Source organism: Micromonospora arida (assembly GCF_042873195.1).
GTDB classification, from domain to species: domain Bacteria; phylum Actinomycetota; class Actinomycetes; order Mycobacteriales; family Micromonosporaceae; genus Micromonospora; species Micromonospora arida.
Map to the genome: position 1 here is coordinate 616,590 of NZ_JBIALC010000003.1, position 22,829 is coordinate 639,418.

Annotated in this window: 19 protein-coding genes and 1 pseudogene; 5 read left to right on the forward strand and 15 right to left on the reverse strand. The window is 71.4% G+C overall.

Translation table 11 applies throughout. The annotated features are described in order from the left end of the window. Positions 1 to 16: 16 nt before the first annotated feature. Positions 17 to 862, reverse strand: coding sequence for a hypothetical protein (locus ACFYP0_RS14120; protein ID WP_124858236.1), 846 nt, complete (start codon positions 860 to 862; stop codon positions 17 to 19). Between the two features lie 228 nt (positions 863 to 1,090). Between ACFYP0_RS14120 and ACFYP0_RS14125 the strand changes: the two genes are divergently transcribed. Both ACFYP0_RS14125 and ACFYP0_RS14130 read left to right on the forward strand, forming a co-directional pair. Further along, on the forward strand, positions 1,091 to 1,582 hold the full coding sequence (locus ACFYP0_RS14125; protein ID WP_356979893.1) for a DUF4383 domain-containing protein: 492 nt from the start codon (positions 1,091 to 1,093) through the stop codon (positions 1,580 to 1,582). A gap of 21 nt (positions 1,583 to 1,603) precedes the next feature. After that, positions 1,604 to 1,735, forward strand: a pseudogene (locus tag ACFYP0_RS14130) (DUF6766 family protein); the annotation flags it as partial. Positions 1,736 to 1,775: 40 nt separating this feature from the next. Here ACFYP0_RS14130 and ACFYP0_RS14135 read toward each other — a convergent pair. The 11 genes from ACFYP0_RS14135 to ACFYP0_RS14185 form a co-directional block, all read right to left on the reverse strand. Beyond that, positions 1,776 to 2,225, reverse strand: a complete 450-nt coding sequence (locus ACFYP0_RS14135) for a GNAT family N-acetyltransferase (RefSeq protein WP_091410017.1) — start codon at positions 2,223 to 2,225, stop codon at positions 1,776 to 1,778. Positions 2,226 to 2,295: 70 nt separating this feature from the next. Continuing rightward, entirely contained in the window at positions 2,296 to 3,762 is a 1,467-nt protein-coding gene (gene obgE, locus ACFYP0_RS14140; protein WP_386995996.1) for a GTPase ObgE, read from the reverse strand. Positions 3,763 to 3,857: 95 nt separating this feature from the next. Beyond that, a complete protein-coding gene (gene rpmA / locus ACFYP0_RS14145) occupies positions 3,858 to 4,112 on the reverse strand; it encodes a 50S ribosomal protein L27 (RefSeq protein WP_030491740.1) in 255 nt (84 codons plus the stop codon). Between the two features lie 11 nt (positions 4,113 to 4,123). After that, a complete protein-coding gene (gene rplU, locus ACFYP0_RS14150) occupies positions 4,124 to 4,438 on the reverse strand; it encodes a 50S ribosomal protein L21 (RefSeq protein WP_007464063.1) in 315 nt (104 codons plus the stop codon). Between the two features lie 166 nt (positions 4,439 to 4,604). Further along, positions 4,605 to 5,087, reverse strand: coding sequence for a hypothetical protein (locus ACFYP0_RS14155; protein ID WP_124858228.1), 483 nt, complete (start codon positions 5,085 to 5,087; stop codon positions 4,605 to 4,607). A 115-nt stretch (positions 5,088 to 5,202) separates the two neighbouring features. Beyond that, entirely contained in the window at positions 5,203 to 8,316 is a 3,114-nt protein-coding gene (locus ACFYP0_RS14160) for an Rne/Rng family ribonuclease (RefSeq protein WP_386996001.1), read from the reverse strand. Positions 8,317 to 8,447: 131 nt separating this feature from the next. Further along, positions 8,448 to 9,260: a TIGR03936 family radical SAM-associated protein gene (locus ACFYP0_RS14165; protein ID WP_279635892.1), complete on the reverse strand. Its 813-nt coding sequence runs from the start codon at positions 9,258 to 9,260 to the stop codon at positions 8,448 to 8,450. Between the two features lie 156 nt (positions 9,261 to 9,416). Next, on the reverse strand, positions 9,417 to 10,826 hold the full coding sequence (gene mycP, locus ACFYP0_RS14170) for a type VII secretion-associated serine protease mycosin (RefSeq protein ID WP_356979900.1): 1,410 nt from the start codon (positions 10,824 to 10,826) through the stop codon (positions 9,417 to 9,419). 10 nt (positions 10,827 to 10,836) lie between these two features. Next, positions 10,837 to 12,312: a WXG100 family type VII secretion target gene (locus ACFYP0_RS14175; protein ID WP_356979902.1), complete on the reverse strand. Its 1,476-nt coding sequence runs from the start codon at positions 12,310 to 12,312 to the stop codon at positions 10,837 to 10,839. Between the two features lie 10 nt (positions 12,313 to 12,322). After that, positions 12,323 to 12,763: a hypothetical protein gene (locus ACFYP0_RS14180; protein WP_356979904.1), complete on the reverse strand. Its 441-nt coding sequence runs from the start codon at positions 12,761 to 12,763 to the stop codon at positions 12,323 to 12,325. Positions 12,764 to 13,024: 261 nt separating this feature from the next. Next, positions 13,025 to 15,079: a TIGR03960 family B12-binding radical SAM protein gene (locus tag ACFYP0_RS14185; RefSeq protein ID WP_386996005.1), complete on the reverse strand. Its 2,055-nt coding sequence runs from the start codon at positions 15,077 to 15,079 to the stop codon at positions 13,025 to 13,027. Between the two features lie 107 nt (positions 15,080 to 15,186). On the opposite strand from ACFYP0_RS14185, the gene ACFYP0_RS14190 reads away from it, so the two are divergent. Next, a complete protein-coding gene (locus ACFYP0_RS14190; RefSeq protein ID WP_386996007.1) occupies positions 15,187 to 16,458 on the forward strand; it encodes a hypothetical protein in 1,272 nt (423 codons plus the stop codon). Between the two features lie 71 nt (positions 16,459 to 16,529). Here ACFYP0_RS14190 and ACFYP0_RS14195 read toward each other — a convergent pair whose 3' ends face one another. Both ACFYP0_RS14195 and ileS read right to left on the reverse strand, forming a co-directional pair. Continuing rightward, complete coding sequence (locus ACFYP0_RS14195; RefSeq protein WP_124859641.1) at positions 16,530 to 17,219, reverse strand: lysophospholipid acyltransferase family protein; 690 nt, start codon at positions 17,217 to 17,219, stop codon at positions 16,530 to 16,532. 105 nt (positions 17,220 to 17,324) lie between these two features. Next, positions 17,325 to 20,519 carry an isoleucine--tRNA ligase gene (ileS, locus tag ACFYP0_RS14200; protein ID WP_386996010.1) on the reverse strand — a complete coding sequence of 1,065 codons (3,195 nt, stop codon included), beginning with the start codon at positions 20,517 to 20,519 and terminating at the stop codon, positions 17,325 to 17,327. A 403-nt stretch (positions 20,520 to 20,922) separates the two neighbouring features. On the opposite strand from ileS, the gene ACFYP0_RS14205 reads away from it, so the two are divergent. Continuing rightward, a complete protein-coding gene (locus tag ACFYP0_RS14205; RefSeq protein ID WP_124859637.1) occupies positions 20,923 to 21,363 on the forward strand; it encodes a carboxymuconolactone decarboxylase family protein in 441 nt (146 codons plus the stop codon). Continuing rightward, positions 21,360 to 22,238 carry an RNA polymerase sigma factor SigJ gene (gene sigJ, locus ACFYP0_RS14210; RefSeq protein WP_124859635.1) on the forward strand — a complete coding sequence of 293 codons (879 nt, stop codon included), beginning with the start codon at positions 21,360 to 21,362 and terminating at the stop codon, positions 22,236 to 22,238. The genes ACFYP0_RS14205 and sigJ overlap by 4 nt, the downstream gene beginning before the upstream one ends. Positions 22,239 to 22,276: 38 nt before the next feature. On the opposite strand, the gene ndk is transcribed toward sigJ, so the two are convergent. Continuing rightward, complete coding sequence (gene ndk / locus ACFYP0_RS14215) at positions 22,277 to 22,702, reverse strand: nucleoside-diphosphate kinase (protein WP_088949743.1); 426 nt, start codon at positions 22,700 to 22,702, stop codon at positions 22,277 to 22,279. Positions 22,703 to 22,829: the final 127 nt, after the last annotated feature.

A 22,829-nucleotide genomic window follows, 5' to 3' on the forward strand; every position in this document is an offset into this window, starting at 1 on the left:
CGGATGACTCGGTGGTTCACGGGCGCGGGCTGCCGCTGGACGGCACGCCCGGCAGCGGGTCGGTCTGGGTCACCGGCGGCAGCGGCTGACCGGTGCCGGAGTATTCCGGGGTGTCGCCCCGGCCAGGCTCGGCGTAGCCGCCGGGCGCCGGGTCGGCGTAGCCACTGGACGTCTGGTCGGCGTAGCCACCGGACGTCGGCGGGGTGTGCGTACCGGGGGTCGGGTCGAGGTAGCCACCCGCCGGGGTGGCGTCCGGCACCGTGCGGGGCGCCGGCGGCTGCGTCGGGATCACGGCGGTCTGCTCCGGGTCGTACGCCCCGGCGCCCCGGTAGGCCGAGGATCCGTTGCCGGAGTCGTCGCCACCGGCGGAGATGCCCCGGGTCAGCCGGCCGGCCAGTACGCCGAGGACCGCCGCGCCGACCAGGAAGGTGCCCGGGTTACGACGCGCGTAGTCGCGTACCTCGGTGATCAGGTCGCCGGGCTCGCGCTCCTCGAGCCAGCCGGCGACGCCGTGCACCCGGTCGGCGGCCTGGCGGGCCAGCTCACTCACCGGGCCGGTCTGGCCACCGTTCTCGGCCATCGAGCGCATCTCGTCGGCCAGCGAACGCAGCCCACCGGCGGCCCGGCGCTGCTGCTCACCGGTCTGGCTGGCGAGCTGGGTGCGGGCCTCGCCGTACAGGTTGCGGGCCTGCCGGGCCGCCTCGCGGCCAACCTCGGTGCCCTGCTCCTTGGCGGTTTGAGCGACCGCGCCGCCAGCCTGCGCAGCCTCAGAACCAACCTGGCGCGCCTGGTCACGGGCGCCGCCGCCGTTGGTCGACTCCTGCCCGTAGGTGGAGGAAGTAGGTGAAAGATCGTAAGTCATGATTTCCCTTCCGCTCAGGAAGTTGTCGAGGTTGTGCTGGGGGGAGCGGCGCGTTGCCGCCGCCGCTGACCATTCACCTACCCTCCGTTTCGGCTTCCATACCTCTTCGTGCATTTATCTGCGCGGCCCACTGGTTGGTCTTCAAAATGGAGGATCGTCGGGCTGCGTAACGTCGCCGCTGCGGACAGTGAGGTTCGCGAGGCCGGCAGATCCACGGAGGGGGCAGCGATGGCACGAGACGCACGAGGCGGCCGAGCGGCCGGCCCCCGACCCCGGGTCCAACAGGCTGCACTGGTCGTGGCCGGGGTCTTCCTGCTGATCGGCGTCCTCGGCTTCATCCCCGGCATCACCACCGACTACGGCGAGCTGCGGTTCGCCGGGCACCATTCGGACGCCCACCTGCTCGGGCTGTTCCAGGTGTCGATCCTGCACAACGTGGTGCACCTGCTCTTCGGGCTGGTCGGCCTGGCGCTGGCCCGCAGCGTCGCCGGCGCCCGCGTGTTCCTGGCCGCCGGTGGCGCGATCTACCTCGCTCTCTGGCTGTACGGCCTGGCCATCGAGGCGGTCAACCCGGAGGGTGGGGCGAACATCCTGCCGGTCAACGACGCCGACAACTGGCTGCACCTCGCGCTCGGCTTCGGGATGCTCGCGCTCGGGCTGCTGCTGTCGAACCAGGCCGGCACCGGCGGACGTCTGGACAACCCCGCCGAACGGCACTGACCTGGGCTTTCGGGGCTCCAGATGGGCGGGTACGTGCTGCTCACCGCGTACCTGGTGCAGCGGGGCTCGGCCGAGTCGAAGCCGATTGACCAGACCGACCGATCGGAGGACGACGAGCGCCGGGCGACCCCGCAGTCACCCTGGCCGGTACGCGTCGGCGGCCCGCCGCGACGCGGCAGCGGTGACGCGGCCGTCAGGCCGCGACCGGCAACCGCTTGGCGAAACAGACGCTGTACGGGTTGCCCACGTACTCGCCGTAGACCGGGATCTGCTGGTAGCCACACGCGGTGTACAGGGCGACAGCGGCCGGCAGGTAGGTGCCCGTCTCCAGGCAGACCACCGAGTGCCCCTGCCGGAACGCGCACTCCTCCAGCGCGGCGAGCAACTGGCGACCGATTCCCCGACCCCGGTACGCGGGCCGGACGTACATCCGCTTGACCTCGCCGGTCTCGGCATCGAGCGCCTGTAGCCCGCCGCAGGCGACCGCCCGGCCGTTCACCACCACCGCCAGGTAGCGGACGTCGTCATGGGGGACGAAGACCTGCCCGTCCAACCCACCATCGGCCTCGCGCAGCTCACGCTGCTGCGCGATGACCATGGCGGCGATCTCCGGATCGGTGGCAGGCCGGGACTCGATCAGCATCACCCCACGCTAGGAGGCGTGGATTTCGGGGAGGTTTCCGGAAATCAACCCCACCACGGAGCGCAACGAACTACTCGGCGTCGTCCTCGTCGTCGATGTTGTCGTCGGACGCGTCCGCGCCCACCTCGTCGGCCGAGCGCACCCGGCGAGCCTTTCGGGCGGCGAGCCGATCCGCGGCGGAGGCCCGGTTCGACTTCTCCTCCAGGCGCACGTCGGTGCCCCGGTTGCCGGGTACGAAGTCCACGCCGGCGAAGAGCGTCGGCTGCCAGTCGAACTCGCGCGCGCCGATCCGGACCAGATCACCGGGCTGCGCGCCGGCCTTGGCCAGCTTGTCCTCCACCCCGAGCCGGGCCAGCCGGTCAGCCAGGTAGCCGACCGCCTCGTCGTTGTCGAAGTTGGTCTGCTTGACCCAGCGTTCGGGCCGGACACCGCGCACCGTGAACGAGCCGTCCGTCTCGCCTGTGATGGTGAAACCGTCGTCGTCCACGGCGATCGGGCGGATCACGATCCGGGTCGGCTCGGCGGGCGGAGCGGCCTTGCGCTCTGCGTCGACCAGCTCGGCCATCGCGTAGGTCAGCTCCTTGAGCCCCTCCCGGGTGGCCGCGGAGACCTCGAACACCTGGTAACCGCGCTCCTCCAGGTCGGGTCGCACGATCTCGGCGAGGTCGCGCCCGTCCGGTACGTCGATCTTGTTGATGGCGACCAGCCGCGGGCGGTCGGTCAGGCCGCCGTACTGGCTCAGCTCGGCCTCGATGGCGTCGATGTCGGCCACCGGGTCACGGCCGGGCTCCAGGGTCGCCGAGTCGATGACGTGCACCAGCACGGCGCAGCGCTCGATGTGCCGCAGGAACTCCAGGCCCAGGCCCTTGCCGGTGGCCGCGCCGGGGATCAGGCCCGGCACGTCCGCGACGGTGAAGGTGTGGTTGTCCATCCGGACCACGCCGAGGTTGGGCACCAGGGTGGTGAACGGGTAGTCGGCGATCTTCGGCTTCGCGGCGGAGATCACCGAGATCAGCGACGACTTGCCAGCGGACGGGAAGCCCACCAGGCCCACATCGGCGACGCTCTTCAGCTCCAGCACGATGTCCAGTTGGTCGCCGGGCTCCCCCAGCTCGGCGAAGCCGGGCGCCTTGCGCTTGGCGTTGGCCAGCGAGGCGTTGCCCCGCCCGCCGCGCCCGCCGCGGGCGACCTCGAAGGTCGTACCGGCGCCGACCATGTCGGCCAGCACGGTGCCGTCGGAGGTCTGCACCACTGTGCCGTTGGGCACCTTCAGCACCAGGTTGTGGCCGTTGGCCCCGTCCCGGTTCGAGCCGGCGCCGCCCTTGCCGTTGTCGGCCTTGACGTGCGGGTGGAAGTGGAAGTCGAGCAGCGTGGTCACCTGCGGGTCGACCACCAGGGACACGCTGCCCCCGTGCCCACCGTTGCCGCCGTCGGGCCCACCGAAGGGCTTGAACTTCTCGCGGTGGATCGAGGCACAACCGTGCCCGCCATCGCCGGCCTGCAGATGCAGAACGACCCGGTCAACGAACGTTGCCACGGCGTCAATCCTTCCAGCGAGGCTCGACCTCGCACTTCGGAAAAGGCTAAGCGGGCCGGGACCCGGAGGTCCGCGGCCCGCTTGAGCGAAGAGAACTACTGCTGCGGAACGATGCTGACGGTCTTGCGACCGCGCTTGGTGCCGAACAGGACCGAACCGGCGGACAGCGCGAACAGCGTGTCGTCGCCGCCACGGCCGACCAGGTCACCGGGGTGGAACTTGGTGCCACGCTGCCGGATGATGATCTCACCGGCGCTGACGACCTGACCACCGAAGCGCTTCACGCCGAGTCGCTGGGCCGCGGAGTCACGACCGTTACGCGAGCTGGACGCACCCTTTTTGTGAGCCATTGGAGGACGACCTACTTCCCGCTGGAGATGCCGGTCACCTTGACCTGGGTCAACGGCTGGCGGTGACCCTGGCGCTTGTGGTAGCCAGTCTTGTTCTTGAACTTGTGGATCCGGATCTTCGGGCCCTTGGTGTGCGCGGCGATTTCGCCGGACACCGCGACCTCGGCAAGCTTCGCCGCGTCGGTCACCAGGTCGTCACCGTCGACGAGGAGCACCGCGGTGAGCTTCACCGCGTCACCGGGGGCACCGGTGAGCTTCTCGACCTCGATCACGTCGCCCTCGGCGACCTTGTACTGCTTGCCGCCGGTCTTGACGATCGCGTACATCGGAGGCGGACTCCCTGTCGTTGAGGCTGCTGGCGGTCGTTCCCGCAGCGGCTCGCCGGGTAGCAGTGCACGGCGGCGCGGGCACACGGGAACTCGGCACACCAAAGGTGGGCCGCAGGCAAGAGTACGCCATTGCTGGCCCGGACCCCAAACCGGCCCGCCCTGGTCAGCGCGTGCAGAGCTGGTCGAGGCGCTGCTGGAGCCGGTCGAGTTCGGTCTCGTCGATCGACTCGACGTCGGCACCGAGCGCGGAAACCTCGGTGCCGAGGTCGGTGAGCAGCGTCTTGAGCTGCGGATCGTCGGTCCGCTCCGACTGCTCCCGCAGCACGGTCCGCCAGTTCGCCAGCGCCGCCTCGGCCCGTCCCCGGGCGGCCTCGGCCGTGCGGCTGTCCCCGGCACCCACCGCTGCGAGCATCTGGCCCAGCTCCGCCACGTACGTCCGGACGGCAGTGGTGCCGGCCTCCTGCGCGGTGGCGCAGACCTGGGTGGCGTCGCCGCTCGCCACACCGCTGCTGGCCGGCATGCCGGTCGGGCCGGGAGGGGTGCCCGCGGCCGCCGAACCAGCGCCCTCGCCGGTCCCACCGGTCGAGCAGCCGGCCGCCCCGGAGAGCATGGTGAGCAGCGCGGTGACCGCGAGCAGACGGCGCATCTTCTTCTCCTGACCTGGGACGGCCGATCGAAGGCCGGATGGCCGCAACGACGAGGTCCCTCCCCGTCACTTTGCCGGGAGAGGGACCTCGTCAAACACGTGGCCGGTCAGGCGCTCAGGGGCGGGTCCGTCGACGGGCGCCACCGCGACGCGACCGGCGACGGCCGCCACCACCCTCGGTGGTCTCCTCGTCGCCCTCACCGTCAGCGAGCGCGTCCGGATCGTCCGCCGCGGCCAGACGAGCCGACTCGCCCTGCTGAGCGTCGGAGATCGCCGGCGCGGCGGCGGTGTCCGACTCGTAGCGGGACAGGTCGTAGCCCATGGTGTCCTGGTAGTCGGCGTCCGGCTCGGCCCTGGTGTCGGTGTCGACGACCTCGACCGCGGTCCGCTCGGCCGCGGCCGGGGCGTTCTTGCGCGCCCGGCGGCGGGACGAGGTGGCAGGCTGCTCGGCCGCCGGAGCGGGAGCCACCGCCGAGGCGACCGCCTTGACCTTCTCCCCCGCACCGGCGGGACGCGGCTTCTCCGGCACCGGCTCGGTGTGGATGATGACGCCCCGGCCCTTGCAGCACTCGCAGGTCTCGCTGAACGCCTCCAGCAGGCCCGCGCCGATCCGCTTACGGGTCATCTGCACCAGGCCGAGCGACGTGATCTCGGTGACCTGGTGCTTGGTGCGGTCCCGGCCCAGGCACTCGGTGAGCCGGCGCAGCACCAGCTCACGGTTCGACTCCAGCACCATGTCGATGAAGTCGATCACCACGATGCCGCCGATGTCCCGCAGGCGGAGCTGACGGACGATCTCCTCCGCCGCCTCCAGGTTGTTGCGGGTGACGGTCTCCTCCAGGTTGCCCCCGGAGCCGGTGTACTTGCCGGTGTTGACGTCGACGACCGTCATCGCCTCGGTGCGGTCGATCACCAGCGAGCCGCCGGAGGGCAGGAAGACCTTGCGGTCCAGGCCCTTGATGATCTGCTCGTCGATCCGGTACTCGGCGAAGACGTCGCTCGTGCCGACGTGTCGGCGCACCCGGTCGACCAGGTCCGGGGAGACGTGCGACAGGTACGACTCGACCATGTCGTACGACTGCTCGCCCTCGATCACCAGCTCGCGGAAGTCCTCGTTGAACAGGTCCCGGACCACCCGGATGACCAGGTCGGGCTCCCCGTAGAGCAGCACCGGAGCGCCACCTTCGGCGGCCTTGGCCTGGATGTCCTCCCACTGCGCCTGGAGCCGCTTGACGTCGCGGGCCAGCTCGTCCTCGGTGGCGCCCTCGGCGGCCGTCCGGACGATCACGCCCGCGCCGTCCGGGACCAGCTTCTTGAGCACGTCCCGCAGCCGCTTGCGCTCGTTGTCCGGCAGCTTGCGGCTGATCCCGGAGGCATTGCCGTTGGGTACGTAGACCAGGTGCCGGCCCGAGAGCGCGATGTGGCTGGTCAGCCGCGCGCCCTTGTGCCCGATCGGGTCCTTGGTGACCTGGACCAGCACCGAGTCGCCGGAGCGCAGCGCCTGCTCGATCGAGCGGGCCCGCCCCTCCAGCCCGGAGGTGTCCCAGTTGACCTCACCGGCGTACAGCACGGCGTTGCGGCCCCGACCGACGTCGACGAACGCGGCCTCCATGCTCGGCAGCACGTTCTGCACCTTGCCGAGGTACACGTTGCCGGCCATCGTTCCGGAGGAGTTGCGGGTGACGTAGTGCTCGACCAGCACGCCGTCCTCCAGAACGGCGATCTGGGTGCGGTCACCGCGCTGGCGGACCGCCATCACCCGGTCGACGGCCTCCCGGCGCGCCAGGAACTCCGACTCGCTGAGGATCGGCGGGCGGGTACGGCGCTGCTCCCGACCGTCCCGGCGGCGCTGGCGCTTGGCCTCCAGCCGGGTCGAGCCGGACACACCCTGCACCTCGTCGACGGTCCGGCGCGGCTCGCGGATCTTCACCACGGTCGGCACGCCGTCGTCCGCCGCGCCCTCGGTGTCACCGGCGCCACGACGGCGACGGCGACGGCGACGACGGGTCAGACCGTCCCCGCCCTCGGACTCCTCGTCCTCGTCGGCCTCGGCCTCTGCCTCAGCGGTCTCTTCCTCGTCGGCCTGCGCCGCATCCTCGGACTCCTCGTCCTCGGCGTCGTCGGCCCCGCCCTTGCCCCGGCCCCGGCCCCGGCGACCACGCCGGCGGCGGCGGCGCGCGGCGGCGCTGTCCTCGTCGTCCTCATCCGCCTCGGCGGCATCGTCGGCCTCCTCGGTCGGCTCCTCTTCGGCCTCGACGGCCTCGATCGGCTCCACCGGCTCGACCTCGCGGCGACCGCGCCGACGGCGACGGGACGGCTCGGCGGCCTCCTCGACGGCCGGCTCCTCGGTCGCCGCGGCGGGCTCCACCGGTCGGGTCACCGGCACGGCGTCCGGCTGGGGTGCCATGAACAGCACGGTGGGCGCGGAGAGCGCGGCGCGCCGACGACGGGTACGCGGCTGCTCCGGCTCGATCTCGGCCGGCTCAGCTGTCACACCGGAGACGGCCACACCCGGTGGCACCTCGCCGGAGCGGTCCTGCGCGCCGCTGCTCCAGGCCAGATCGGCGGCGGACGTGCCCGGCAGAGCCGGGGAGTCGTTCAGCTCGGCCTCGGCCTCGCGCAGGTCGGACTCCGCCGGCTCCTCGGTGAGGTCCGGCTCCTCGACGACCGGCTCCTCGACCGCGGGCGACTCGTCGGCGGCGACCGGCTGCTCGGTGGCGGGCGGCTCCTCGACGGCCGCCGGTGTGGCCTTCTTGCGCCGGGTACGGGTCACCTTGACCGGCGGTACCACCTCGGCCGAGGCCTCCTCCGCAGAGGCGGCGACCAGCGGCTCCTCAGCGGTCGTCTCGACGGGGGTGGCCTTGCGGCGGCGCCGGGGAGTCTTCGGTGCGACGTCCAGGTCGCCGGAGACCGGGGCGAAGACCTCCGCCTGCGGCGACTCGACGTTGCCGGAACCACCGGTGGGCGCCTCGATCGGGGCGTCGGTCTGCTCCGGCTGGTTGAGCGGAGCGGCCCGACGACGGGTCGCCCGGGTGCGCCGCACCGGCGCGGCCGGTTCGGCGGCCTCAGCGGGAGCGCTCTCCGCGCCGGCCGGTTCCACCGAGGCCGAACCGACGGCCGTGGTGGAGGTGTCGACGGCGGCGCCGTCGGCCGTGGTGCTCTGGTCGGCGGTCTCACCGGCCGGCTGTGAACCGGTCCGTTCGCCGCCCTCGGGCTCGTTCTCGAGCATGGACGTTCTCCAGTTCTGGCTAGCCCGGGCGCGGGTGAGCGCTGCCACGCAGGGTCGCCGCAAAAGTGTTTCCGCCGGGCGCGCGTGGTGCGCGACCGCCGAAGTCTGCCTGCCAGAACACCGACCGTCGGTCAGTGCCCAACGATGGCTGCCCCGTCGCGGTCCGCATCCAACGGATCCACGATCGCACCCTGCGCGGTCAACGTGCCCTGAGCCAGCCGGGTCACCCTCGGCGAAACCGGCGGCTCCAGGTCGGCCACCACGCGGAGGCCGGAAAGGACGTCATCGGGCCGTACGGACGGGGTGACCTGCCGCACGACCAGTTCGAGTATCGCACACGGTACGGCCGGCGCCCCGGAAGGCGTCGGCGTAGGCAGTTGGACATCGATCGACATCACGGCGGCTCGGGCGTCGAAAGTGCGTCGACCCTGCTTGGTCATCCGCTCGACCAGCACCTCCTCGGCTGCGACGAAGGCGTCCACCGCGGCGCGCAGCACCGCCGTGTCGACCTCAGGCAACTCGATGTGCCAGTGCGACGCCTCGATCCGGTCCGGCAGGTTGCCCCCTTCGGCGATCACGGCGTCCAGGACGTCCAGCCCCGGCGAGAGCGCGGCGTCCAACGCGGCACGCAACGCCTCCGGGTCGACGGCCGCCTGAAGGGCGATTTCCAGGTACTCCGCCTCACTCGCCACCCCGGTCGGGGCCGCGCTGGCGTAGGAGATCTTCGGGTGCGGGTGGAAACCCTGGGAGAAGGCGACCGGCACGGCGGCCCGGCGTAGCGCGCGCTCGAACGCCCGGGCGAAGTCCCGGTGCGAGGTGAATCGCAGCGGCCCGCGCTTGGCGTACCGGATGCGGACGCGCTGGACGACCGGTGCCTGGCCGCCCTCGGGTTGAGGCTTTCTGGCGATCGTGGGCTCCTCGGGTGTACCTGCGTGTTCGCCCATCCTGGCGCAGGGCTCGTGACGGTACCCAACCGGGGCGGCCGGATCGCCCCGGCAGACGGGTACGAATCGGCCGTCAGGGTCGCGACCACCCTCCGCGAATGCCGATGGCCGGCCGGTGACGCGGAGGTCACCGGCCGGCCACCATGTCGGGACCGGTTACCGCTCCCTCGGCGGGGCGGGCGGTACCCCGCCCGGCGGCGGGCCGTAACCGGAGGGCGGGGTGTAGCCCGAGGGAGGGGCGTAGCCGGAAGGCGGGCCATACCCGGCAGGAGGGGCGTGGCCGGGTGGGGCCGGGTAGCCCGGCGGTGGGGCGTAACCCGCGTCAGGCGACGGGTACGCGACCTGGGCCGCCCGGTCGAGCACCTCGTCCGGGATGTCGGCGGCCCGGGCCGCCTCCCGCCGGTACCGACGGCGGTTCCAGATGAGGAAGACCACCAGACCCAGCAGCAACACCAGCACCACGGCGATGCCAATGCCGACCACCATGACCTGCTGGTCGGTGGGGCCACCGCGGTCGCCGTGCTGGGTGACGTCGAACTCCTCGTCCGGACCCGCGGCACGGGCAGTCGAGCCCGGGTCGACCGGCGCCGCGGCCGGGTCGAGCAGCGGGTTGGCGGTGACCGCCGGCACGTTCGCGGTCAGCGCCTTCATCGGGTCGATCACCCCGAAGCCGTACTGCGGATCTCGCCCGGACGGGCCCGCGTCCCGCGCGGTCCGAATGATCCGGTTGATCACGCTCGGAGCGTTGAGGTCGGGGTACTTGGCCCGGATCAACGCGGCCAGAGCGGAGACGATCGCACCGGAGTCGGAGGTGCCGTCACCCCAGCCGTAGCCCCCCTCATTGGTGACGTTGTAAACGCTGTCGCCGGGAGCAGCGACCACCGCCTCCGGCCCCTGGACGGAGCCGGACCAGAACGCTCCGCCCTTTGTCGTCCCGGTCACCGCGACCACACCGGGGGTGTTGGCCGGGGTTCCGACCGCGACGTGGCCCTTGGCGGTGTTACCGGCGGAGGCGACCACCACGACGTCACGGTCCAACGCGTACTTGATCGCGTCCCGCTCCACCGGGCTGGCGAGGCCCGGGCCACTAATGGAAATGTTGATCACCTTGGCGCCGCCGTCGACGGCCATCCGGATGCCCCGGGCGATCCCCGCGCCCCTGTAGACCCCGTCGTCCTTGCGCATCTTGATGGGCAGGATCTTCACACCGGGGGCGATGCCGACCACCCCGTCGCCGCTGGATTTCGCCGCGATGATGCCGGCCATGTGCGTGCCGTGTCCGTCGTCGTCGGACCGGCCGTCCCCGGAGGCGCCGTAGCTGCGACCACCGGGAAGCACCTGACCGCGCAAATCCGGGTGGCTGGCCTCGACGCCACTGTCGATCACGGCCACGACCACGCCCCGCCCGGTCGAGATCTTGTGCACCTGGTCGATCCGGAGCTCGTCCAGATACCACTGCTCGGCCCGTCGGGGCGCGGCGGCCGCCGGTTGAGCGGCCCCCACCACCAGGAAACCCGCCAGCAGACAGGCGACTACCGACCGGAGGCTTCCGACGTTCACCCTCATCCGTCCATCCTCATCGAAGGACACCCGGGGACGCCCCGTCACCAGGGCCCCACGGATCGTCATCCTCAGTCAACCACGACGAGTGCTCGGAGCCGGTGCTGCCACCGTGCCCGGCGCCACCCGCGCCGCCCATCATGCCGCCGCCCATCATTCCGGCGCCGCCGACGCCCGCACCACGCGCGCCGCCCGCCATCCCGGCGCCACCGGCGGCCTGGGCGGTGCGCAACGCGTTCGCCGCGCTCGTCATCGGCGGCAGCTTTCCGTTGCCGCCACCCACCATGCCGGGGATGCCGCCCACGCCGATCCCGGCACCACCGCCCAGGCCACCGCCGGCACCGCCGCCGATTCCGCCGGCCGAGCCGACGCCGGCACCGCCTCCGAACCCACCGCCGGCGCCACCGAGACCGGCGCTGCCGACCCCGCCACCGCCGATGCCACCGCCCAGGCCACCGACGCCGCTCGGGCTGGCACCGGCCAGACCGCTGCTGTAGCCAGAGTCGTAGCCCGGGTAGCTGGAGCCCGTTGACGGGGGTGTGAGCTGACCGGTGCCGCCGGTGGGCGAGCCCTCGCCGAGCCCACCGGGCTTGGTCGGGGAAAACGGGTCCACTGTGGACGTCGGACCGCCCGTGTCGCCGATGGTCGGCGGCCTGCTGCCGATCGTGGGGACGTCACCACCGATGTCGGGCTTCCCGCCGATGTCGCCACCGATGTCGGGTCGCCCCGTTGGCGGAACCCGGGTGTCACGAGTGATGTCGTTGACCTCGGCTCCGGCATCCGGGCCGTTGACGGTGAGCTTGGGGCGCTCCGTGTAGACCGCCTGGGGCAGCGGCGCCATCGCGGTGTTCGCCGCGTTCTGGTTGTCCCGGTACCAGTTGTCCAGGTGGGCTCCGGTGTCCCACCAGCCGCCCCGCTTCTGGTCGCCGGCCTGGCCGTCGACCTTCATCGTCGCTTCCAGGTCGTCGGCCTTGTCACGGAACGCGCCGTCGGCGTACGAGCCGGGGTTGCTCTGGTAGTCCTTGCGCAGCGCGGCGAGGAACCCCGACGAGCTCTCGCCGTCGCGGGCATCGTCGAGCTCGGTGCCGTTGGGCAGGCTCCACTCGTTGAAGCCGAAGTCGTCCATCAGCGGGATCGGGATCGTGGAGACCGACTTGCGGATGTCGCCCTCGATCCGCGTCAACGCGCCACTGACGTTCGTCGCGTCGGTGATCAGATCCTCGATCTGCTTGCCGATCTTGCCGAGGTGCTCGCGGTACGCGTCGCCGCCGCTGCCCTTCCAACCGGCGAGCATTCCCGGCAGACCGCCGACGTGCGGGCGTTCCTGGCCGGTCGCGATCGGGCCGACGAACGATCGACCGACGAGCGCGTCCCGCAGTTGTTGCAGGCCGCTGGAGAGATTGCTCCAGCCCGCTCCGACCGATCCGACCGTCTCCGGGTCCGCGGAGAGCGTCACCTCGCGGACGCACCGCTCCCAGGTTCCTCCAGCCATGACGTCCCCCTCAGGCCGTGTACGGGTAGGTGGGTGCACCACTGGCGGTGGGCGGCGGCGCCGCCGACTCCAGCAGACGCTCGATCTCCTTGCCGTTGGCGCCGTTGCGCGCCTCGGTGTCGCGGAACGCCTTGGCGATCTCCTCGGTGCCCTCCTTGAGCGCGGCGAGCTTCTGGGAGAGCGTCGTGAGGTGCGCTTCCATGTTCGCCGTGGACCTCTCCAGGGCCCGCCACTGCATGACGGCGTCCTCGTAGGCGCCGAACGGGGTGCCGTTCGGGACGGTCTGGGCGTTGTTGCTGTCGCCCTTCATCCGCGTCTTGATGCGTTCCATCTCGTACTTGATGGTGTCGTCGATGTATTGCCTGAGCCGCTCGACGTACGTGGCGGCGGCGTCCAGGTCCTCGACGCTGACTTGCAGATCGCCGATGCTCGGCGGCGGGATGCTGCCCATGCGATTCCTCCCCCGTCCCCGACCCGCCGGGTCGGTCCATGTCAGACGCAGCGTATCGAGTCTGGCCTAGTCGGGGCAGCCCCAGCCACCAGCACGTGGTACAGATGGCGGCCGATCTCGCGGAAGGTTCGGTGCCGGCCACCGTGCGGCCGACCCCGAACAAACGCCAACGGGCCCGCGAGACGCGGACCCGTTGGGCGACATGTCGGATGTGGATGGTGGTGGGTCACCGCCAGCCGGCGCTGCCCGAAGGCAGCGCGGTCAGGGGTGCGAGTGCGAGTGGCCCGACGGGACCTTCATGCCGTTGCCACCCAGCGGGGTGAGCGGCAGCAGCTTCTTGCCGGTGGGGCCGATCTGGATCTCGGTGTCCATCGATGGGCAGACGCCGCAGTCGAAGCAGGGCGTCCACCGGCAGTCGTCCTGCTCGAACTCGCTGAACGAGTCCTGCCAGTCCTGCCAGAGCCAGTCCTTGTCCAGACCCGAGTCGAGGTGGTCCCAGGGCAGGACCTCCAGCTCCTCGCGCTGACGGGTGGTGTACCAGTCGAGGTCCACCCCGAACGCGGGCAGCGTCTCGGCCGCCGCGTCCACCCAGCGCTGGTACGAGAAGTGCTCGCTCCACCCGTCGAACCGGCCGCCGTTCTCCCAGACCTTGCGGATGACCGAACCGACCCGGCGGTCACCCCTGGAGAGCAGCCCTTCGATGAGGGACGGCTCACCGTCGTGGTAGCGGTAGCCGATGGCCCGACCCAGCGAGCGGTCCGCGTTGATGGCCTGCTTGAGGATCTTGAGCCGGTGGTCGATGACCTCCGGACGGTCCATCGCGGCCCACTGGAACGGGGTGTGCGGCTTCGGCACGAACCCGCCGATGGAGACCGTGCAGCGGATGTCCTTGGAGCCGGTCGCGGCCCGGCCGGCCCTGATCACCTCGTGGGCCATCTCGGCGATCTCGAGGACGTCCTCGTCGGTCTCGGTGGGCAGGCCGCACATGAAGTAGAGCTTCACCTGCCGCCACCCGTTGGTGTACGCGGTGACGACCGTACGGATCAGGTCTTCCTTCGACACCATCTTGTTGATGACCTTGCGGATCCGCTCCGACCCGCCCTCCGGGGCAAAGGTCAGGCCGGTACGCCGCCCGTTGCGGGAAAGCTCCTGCGCGAGGTCGATGTTGAAGGCGTCCACCCGGGTCGAGGGCAGCGACAGCGAGACGTTCGTGCCCTCGTACTGCTGGGCGAGGCCCGAGCACATGTCGCCGATCTCGGAGTGGTCCGCCGAGGAGAGCGACAGCAGGCCGACCTCGGAGAAGCCGGAGAACTCAAGGCCCTCGCGGACCATCTGCGCGACAGTGGTGATGGACCGTTCGCGCACCGGGCGGGTGATCATCCCGGCCTGGCAGAACCGGCAACCCCGGGTGCAGCCCCGGAAGATCTCCACCGCGTACCGCTCGTGCACCGTCTCGGCCAGCGGAACAAGGGGCTTCTTCGGGTACGGCCAGGCGTCCAGGTCCATCGTCGTGCGCTTGTGCACCCGGAACGGCACGTCCGCCCGGTTCGGTACGACCCGCTGGATCCGGCCGTCCGGCAGGTAGTCGACGTCGTAGAAGCGCGGCACGTAGACGCTCTCGGTGCGGGCCAGCCGCAGCAGCAGCTCGTCGCGGCCGCCCGGCGAGCCCTCGGCCTTCCACTCCCGGACGATCGCGGTGATCTCCAGGACCGCCTCCTCGCCGTCGCCGAGCACCGCGGCGTCGATGAAGTCGGCGATCGGCTCCGGGTTGAACGCGGCGTGCCCGCCGGCCACGATCACCGGGTCGGCGTCGGTGCGGTCGGCGGCCAGCATCGGGATGCCGGCCAGGTCGATCGCGGTGAGCATGTTGGTGTAACCCAGCTCGGTGGAGAAGGAGATGCCGAACACGTCGAACCCGCGCACCGCCCGGTGCGCGTCGACTGTGAACTGCGGCACGCCGTGCTTGCGCATCAGCGTCTCCAGGTCCGGCCAGACCGCGTACGTCCGCTCGGCGAGGGTGTCGGGCAGCTCGTTGAGCACCTCGTAGAGGATCTGCACGCCCTGGTTGGGCAGGCCCACCTCGTAGGCGTCGGGATACATCAGCGCCCAACGCACGGTCGCCGCGTCCCAGTCCTTCGTCACCGCACCCAACTCGCCCCCGACGTACTGGATGGGCTTGGAGATCTGGGGTAGCAGCGGCTCGAGCTGGGGCCAGACCGACGGCTCCAGGTCGCGGCGCGGCGTCAGACGGGCCGAGCTGGAGTCGTCGCGAGAGTTGGTCGCGGCCGCGCGCGGCGTCGTGGACGGGGCACTCATGATGCCCAAGGGTACGCGTTCGTCCGGCGGCGATCGCGCGCACGCCCGATCGGCGGTGGTGGCGGCGCGGTACTAACCTCGGGTCGGCGCGAGAGGAGATTGCCGCGATGCCGGAGCCCCAGCCGGGAGCACGGCCGGCCGACGGGAGCACGCCGGGCGCGGAGCCGGAGCGGGACCGGGCGGTCGCCGACGAGCCGACCTCCCCACCCGTACCCCCGGACCAGCCGGAACCCTCGGACCAGCCGGAACCCTCGGACACCTCGGACCAGCCGGAACCCCCGGACCAGCCGGAGCCTGCCGCGACCGCGGAGGTCCCGGCGCCCAGGTGGAGCGGTTCGGCCCCGGTGCCACCGCCGCTACCCCGCCGACCCGTCTGGGGCGAGTCGGCCGAGCCGACCCCTCCCCCGCCGGTGGCCGTCGGGCCGCCGGAGCACCAGACCCCGGTCGACCCCTGGGCCGGCGTGGACACCGGCGGCTGGGACCTGCCCTCCGCCGAACTGCCCCCGCTGCCGCCCACGATTTCGTATCCGACGCCGCCGGACACCCGGCAGTGGTCCGCGCCGCCCACTCCTCCGGCCGTATCGCGGGACACCCGGCAGTGGTCCGGGCCGCCCGCTTCCCCGGCCGGACCGCACCCGGTGCCGCCGCCGGCGAGCGCACCGCGGGCCATCGGACCCATGGTTCCGGCCCGGCCGATGTCGCCACCCGCACCACCCGCACCGCCGAACGTGCCGAAGCAGCGCCGGGGTCGACGGTCCACCGCGCCACCGCCATCACCGCCGCCCGGTTGGCAGGCCCCCAAGGGGTACGTGCCGGTACCGGTCCGCCGACGACGCCGCTGGCCGTGGCTGCTGCTGCTCACCCTGGCCTGCTGCTGTGGCTGCCCCGCCTACTACGGGTTCCCGATCTCGGCCCAGTACCCGGCGCGCGCGGCGCTGCCCGTCCAGGTGGAAGACCTCAGCCTGCGACAGGACAGCCGCAGCACGGAGACCGCCAAGAAGTTGGAGGGCGAGGTACGCAAGGAGCACTGGCTGGCCGAGGACACGTTCGCTGGCGTCTACGCCACGACGAGCGGCAAGCGGGTGACGGTCTTCGGCGGCACCGGCTTCCGGCTGAGCCCGGAGTCGGACGCGGAGGCCGAGATCAGCCGGCTCACCGAGCGGTACGCGTTGGATGCCCCGGAGAGCGTGGACACCGGTGTGCGGGGCAGGCACGAACGGTGCGCCGTGGGTAGCGCCGAGGGCAGTGCCGTGGTGGTCTGCACGTCGGTCGACCACGGCAGCATCGCCACCGGCGTGTTCACCCGACTCTCCGTCGCCGACAGTGCCGAACTGCTGGGCACCCTGCGCGCCCAGATCGTCCAACCCGAGCGGGGCTGAGCCGCACCCCGGGCGGCCGGGCTGCGGTGATCCGCACCCCGGCCGCCCGGGCAGGGTGCAGGCCGGCGGGGTCAGGCCTCGCGGGTCGGGTCCGGGTGGGCGCGCGGTGGGGCGTAGCGGGGCACGTACTCCTGGCCGGTGAGCTTCTGGATCTCACTCATCAGCTCGTCGGTCATCTGCCGCAGCGAGGTGCGGTCGTCCGGTCGGCCGGTGAAGTCCAGCGGCTTGCCGAATCGAACCGTGATCTTGGCAGTGCCCGGCCGGGGCACCCGGGCACCGATCGGCTGCGCCTTGTCCGTGCCGATCATGCCGACCGGAATGATCGGCACGCCGGCCGAGATCGCCAGCCGGGCCGCGCCGGTCCGCCCCCGGTAGAGCTTGCCGTCCGGCGAGCGGGTGCCCTCCGGGTAGACCACCACCAGGTCACCGCCCTTGAGCGCCGGGATCGCCGCGTCGAACGCGGACAGCGCCGCCCGGCCGCCCGCCCGCTCGACCGGGATCGCACCCAGGCCGGTGAGGACGAACTTGGAGATCGCACCCTTCACGCCGGTGCCCTTGAAATATTCCGACTTGGCCCAGAACGCCAGGTGCCGGGGCACGACCGTGCCGAGGAACAACTCGTCGGCCACCGAGAGGTGGTTGCCGGCGAAGACCGCGCCACCGATCTCCGGCACGTGTTCCAGCCCCTCCACGGTCGGGCGGAACGCCAACCGCAGCGTGGGCGCCACGGTGAGCTTGCCGATGGTGTAGAGCAGGGGCACTGGTCCTCCGGCAGATCAGGTGCGAACAGGCGGTGTCACGGTAGCGGACGCCTCCACACCTCCCGGACGGAGGTGGTGAGGCGCCCGCACCCTGGCGATGGTCCGTTATACCCGGCGGACGACCACCGTTACCCGCTCACCATCGCCGACCTCGCCAGTGAAGCCCTCCAGGCCCTCGACGGCGGAGCCGTTCCGACCCTCGACGGCGGAGCCGCCCGGGCCCTCGACGAAGTCCACCGAGTCGGCGAGCACCTCCGCGGAGACGAAGTCGACGTACGCGGACACCGCCGCGCGTACCTCGTCGGACGCCGACACCGACACCACGATCCGGTCCGAGACGTCCAGGTCGGCGTCCCGGCGGGCCTGCTGCACCACCCGCACCACATCGCGGGCCAGCCCCTCGGCGGCCAACTCCTGGGTGACCTCGGTGTCCAGCACGACGACGCCCTCACCGCCGGGCAGCGGCGCGGAGTGCTCCGCGTCGGCGGCGATGAGCCGCAGCTCGTACTCGCCCTCGGCCAGGGTGACCCCGGCGGCGACCGGGGCGCCGTCGACCAGCTCCCACTCGCCCGCCTTGACCGCCTTGATCACCTGCTGCACCTGCTTGCCGACCCGCGGGCCCAGCGCGCGGGGCACCACGGTCAGCACCTGCTGGCAGTACTCGGACAGCTCCGCGCTGAACTCCACAGCCTTCACGTTGACCTCGTCGGCGACCAGGTCGGCGAACGGCCGCAGCTGCTCCGCGGCCGGCGAGGCCACGGTCAGCTTCGACAGCGGCAGCCGCACCCGCAGCCCCTTGGCCTTGCGCAGCGACAGCGCCGCCGAGGCGACCGCCCGCACGTTGTCCATCGCGGCGACCAGGTCGTGGTCGGCCGGGAACTCGCTCGCCTCCGGCCAGTCGGTCAGGTGCACCGAACGCTCCCCGGTCAGGCCACGCCAGATCTCCTCAGCCGTCAGCGGCGCGAGCGGCGCCACCACCCGGCAGAGGGTCTCCAGCACCGTCGACAGGGTGTCGAAGGCGTTGGCGTCACCGGACCAGAACCGGTCCCGGGACCGGCGCACGTACCAGTTGGTCAACGCGTCCAGGTAGGAGCGGACGGTGGCGCAGGCACCGGAGATGTCGTACGCGTCCATCTGCGCGCCGACCGTGGACACCAGCTCGTTCGTCTTCGCCAGTACGTACCGGTCGAGCAGGTGGGTGGAGTCGGTACGGCGCCGCGCCTGATACCCGTCGGCGTTGGCGTAGAGCGTGAAGAAATACCACACGTTCCACAGCGGCAACAGCACCTGCCGGACGGCGTCGCGGATGCCCGCCTCGGTGACCGCCATGTCCCCACCGCGCAGCACCGGCGAGGACATCAGCATCCAGCGCATCGCGTCCGAGCCGTACGCGTCGAAGACGTGGTAGACGTCCGGGTAGTTGCGTAGGCTCTTGGACATCTTGCGCCCGTCCGAGCCGAGCAGGATGCCGTGGCTCAGGCAATTGCGGAACGCCGGCCGGTCAAACAGCGCGGTGGCCAGCACGTGCATCGTGTAGAACCAGCCGCGGGTCTGCCCGATGTACTCGACGATGAAGTCACCCGGGTAGTGGTGCTCGAACCAGTCGGCGTTCTCGAACGGGTAGTGCACCTGGGCGAACGGCATCGACCCGGACTCGAACCAGCAGTCCAGCACCTCCGGCACCCGGCGCATCATCGACTGCCCGGTCGGGTCGTCCGGGTTGGGGCGGACCAGGTCGTCCACCGCCGGCCGGTGCAGGTCGGTCAGGCGTACGCCGAAGTCCCGCTCGATGTCGGCCAGCGAACCGTAGACGTCCAGGCGCGGGTAGTTCGGGTCGTCGGACTTCCACGCCGGGATCGGCGAGCCCCAGAACCGGTTCCGGCTGATCGACCAGTCCCGGGCGTTTGCCAGCCACTTGCCGAACGAACCGTCCTTGATGTGGCCGGGCGTCCAGTTGATCTCCTGGTTCAGCTCGACCATCCGGTCCCGGAACTGCGTCACCGCGACGAACCACGACGACACCGCCTTGTAGACCAGCGGGGTGTCGCAACGCCAGCAGTGCGGGTACGAGTGGGTGTAGGTGTCCTGCTTGAGCACCACCCCCCGGTCCTTCAGCTCCCGGATCACCGGCTTGTTGACGTCGAAGACCTGCTCACCCTGGTACGGCGGGACCAGCGCGGTGAACCGGGTGTGGTCGTCCACCGTGACGATGGTGGGGATTCCGGCGGCGTTGCAGACGTTCTGGTCGTCCTCACCGAAGGCCGGGGCCAGGTGCACGATCCCGGTGCCGTCCTCGGTGGTGACGAACTCCGCGCCGAGCACCTGGTAGGCGTTCTCCCCGGCCTGCTCGACGAGGAAGTCGAACAGCGGCGTGTAGCGGCGTCCGGCCAGGTCCCGGCCGTACACCGTGCCGACCTGCTCGTAGCCCTCCAGCTCCTTGGCGTACGCGGCCAGCCGCGCCGCCCCCACCAGGTAGCGGTCGCCGTCACGTTCGAGCACCGCGTACTCGATGTCGGGCCCGACGGCGAGCGCCAGGTTCGACGGCAGGGTCCACGGCGTGGTGGTCCAGACGCCCAGCTTGACCGGCCCGCGCACCAGCTCCGGCGCGGACTGGTCGGCGGTCAGCTCGAACCACACCGACAGGGTGGGGTCGTGCCGGTCCCGGTAGACGTCGTCCATCCGGGTCTCGGTGTTCGACAGCGGCGTCTCACAGCGCCAGCAGTACGCCAGCACCCGGAAGCCCTCGTAGATCAGACCCTTGTCGTGCAGGGTCTTGAAGGCCCACATGACGCTTTCCATGTAGTCCAGGTCGAGGGTCTTGTAGTCGTTGGTGAAGTCGACCCAGCGGGCCTGCCGGTTGATGTACCGCTCCCAGTCCTGGGTGAACTCCAGCACCGAGGTACGGCAGGCCTCGTTGAACCGGTCCACGCCCAGGTCGATGATCTCCGCCTTGCTGGTGATGCCGAGCTGTTTCTCGGCCACCACCTCGGCGGGCAGGCCGTGGCAGTCCCAGCCGAAGCGCCGCTCGACGTGCCGGCCGCGCATGGTCTGGTAGCGCGGCACCACGTCCTTGACGTAGCCGGTGAAGAGGTGACCGTAGTGGGGCAGGCCGTTGGCGAACGGCGGGCCGTCGTAGAAGACGTACTCGTTCTTGCCGTCCGTGCCGGCGGGCCGGGCCTCGATGCTGGCCTCGAAGGTCTTGTCGGCCGTCCAGTGCTCCAGCACCCGGCGCTCGACCGCGGGCAGGTCCGGGCTCGCCGGCACACCGGCGGCGGTCGGGTCGTGCAACGGATAGGCCATCGGGGGTCGCTCTCCTCGTGCAGTCACTCAACGTGGGACTGCGAGGACGAACCTTCCGGGGTACGCCTCAAACGGCGCTCCCGGTGGCCCGCGGTACCACCCCGCTTGGCGGTCAGGATCGACCGCCCGCTCATTGTGTCGGCTGTGACGGGCCGCACCCGTCCGGTTCTACTGGGCCGGTTGCCCGGCTGTTCTTCCGGAGGCTCACCGGTGATGGCCGGGTCATCGCCTTACGGGTTTAAACGATACTCGACGCGCCCACCGCCACGTCTTCGAGTGACGGCGAACCCGACCAGGGCCCACCCCGGCCACCTCGGCGGCATGAGCGGGATCACAGCCGGTGTTGTCACGACCGGCCCGGCCCACCCGTCGTATCGGCGTCGGACCGATTCAGGAGGTAGTCATGCAACGGATGAACCCGGCCGAGGTCGCACCGCAGGCGTACAAGGCCGTCATGGGGTTGGAGAAGTACGTCCAGACGAACGTCGACCGCACCGTGCTGGAACTGGTGAAGCTGCGGGCGTCGATGATCAACGGGTGCGCGTACTGCGTGGACATGCACAGCCGGGACGCGCTCGCCGGCGGCGAGTCGAGCCAGCGGCTGTTCGCGGTCTCCACCTGGCGGGAGGCGCCCTTCTTCGACGAGCGGGAGCGGGCCGCGCTGGCCCTCACCGACGCGGTCACCCGGCTCGGCGAGCACGGGGTGCCGGACGACGTGTGGAATGACGCCGCGAAGGTCTGGTCGGAGAAGGAACTGGCCGACCTCGTCATCGCGATTGCCACAATCAACGTGTGGAATCGGATCGGGGTGACGATGCGGCTGGAGCCTCCGGCCCAGGCGTGACCACCGAGGCGGCAGCGGAGGCGGCCGGTGCGCTCGAGGCGCACCGGCCGATGCTGCTTGGGCTCGCGTACCGCCTGCTCGGCAGCCGGCACGACGCGGAGGACGTGCTCCAGGAGGCGTACCTGCGCTGGCTGGGTGTGGACCGGGCCCAGGTCGAGGAGCCGCGCCGGTACCTGTCCAGGGTGGTCACCCGGTTGGCCCTGGACCGGCTGCGCGCCCGGCAGGCGGCCCGTGAGACGTACGTCGGGACGTGGCTGCCCGAGCCGGTGCCGACCGCGCCCTCGCCGTTCGGGCCGTTGGACCGGGTGGAGCTACGCGACTCGCTCTCCACCGCGTTGCTACACGTCCTGGAGCGGCTCACCCCGCCGGAGCGGGCGGTGTACGTCCTGCACACGGCCTTCGACCTGCCGTACGCGGAGATCGCCGAGATCCTGGACCGGTCCGTCCCCGACTGCCGGCAGCTGTACCACCGGGCGACCGCGCGGGTACGGCAGGAGCAGCGTCGGTTCACCGCCAGCCGCCCGGAGCGGGAGCGGCTGCTGGACGCGTTCCTCGCCGCCGCCCGCGACGGTGACCTGGCGAGGCTCACCGACCTGGTGGCCGCCGACGCCACCGCGTGGAACGACGGCGGCGGTCGGGCGCGGGCCGCCCTCAACCCGGTCACCGGCGCGGACCGGATCGCCCGGTTCTACGCCGGGGTCTACGGCCCGCGTCACCGAGTGGCGATGGATCCGGTCGAGCTCAACGGGGAACCGGCGATGCTGATCAGCCGCGCGGACGGCAGTCGGTACACGCTGACCATCGCCGCGGCCGACGGACGGATCACCGGGATCTACGTGGTCGGCAACCCGGCGAAGGTGCCGGCGGTCGGCTGAACCCGGACGTCGTCGGTCGACCCCCGGGCCGGTGGGCGTCAGCCCAGCTCGGGGAACCAGAGCGCGATCTCGCGCTTGGCGCTGTCCGTCGAGTCGGAGGCGTGCACCAGGTTCTCCCGGTTGGACAGCGACAGGTCACCCCGGATGGTGCCGGCGGCGGCCTTGCGTCCGTCGGTGGCGCCGACCAGCCCGCGGACCACGTCGATGACCTGGTCGCCGGAGAGCACCAGGGCGACCAGCGGGCCGCCGGTCATGAAGTCCTTCAGCGGCGGGTAGAACGCCTTGTCGACGTGCTCGGCGTAGTGCTCGTCCGCGAGCGCGGCATCCATCGTCCGGTGCGCCATCGCGTCGATCCGCAGCCCCTTGCGCTCGAAGCGGGAGAGGACCTCGCCGACCAGGCCGCGGCGAACCGCGTCGGGCTTGATCAGAACGAGGCTGCGCTCATCCGGGCTGTTGCTGGACACGCTGGGTTCCTCCTGTACGCGCTGAACGCTCGGGATCGGTACGGTCAGCCTAGCGACCCGGTCCCGGCGCCGGCGCGGCGGCCGGTCTTTCCCCCGGTGGCCGATCCGGCCTAGCCTGGTCCTGACC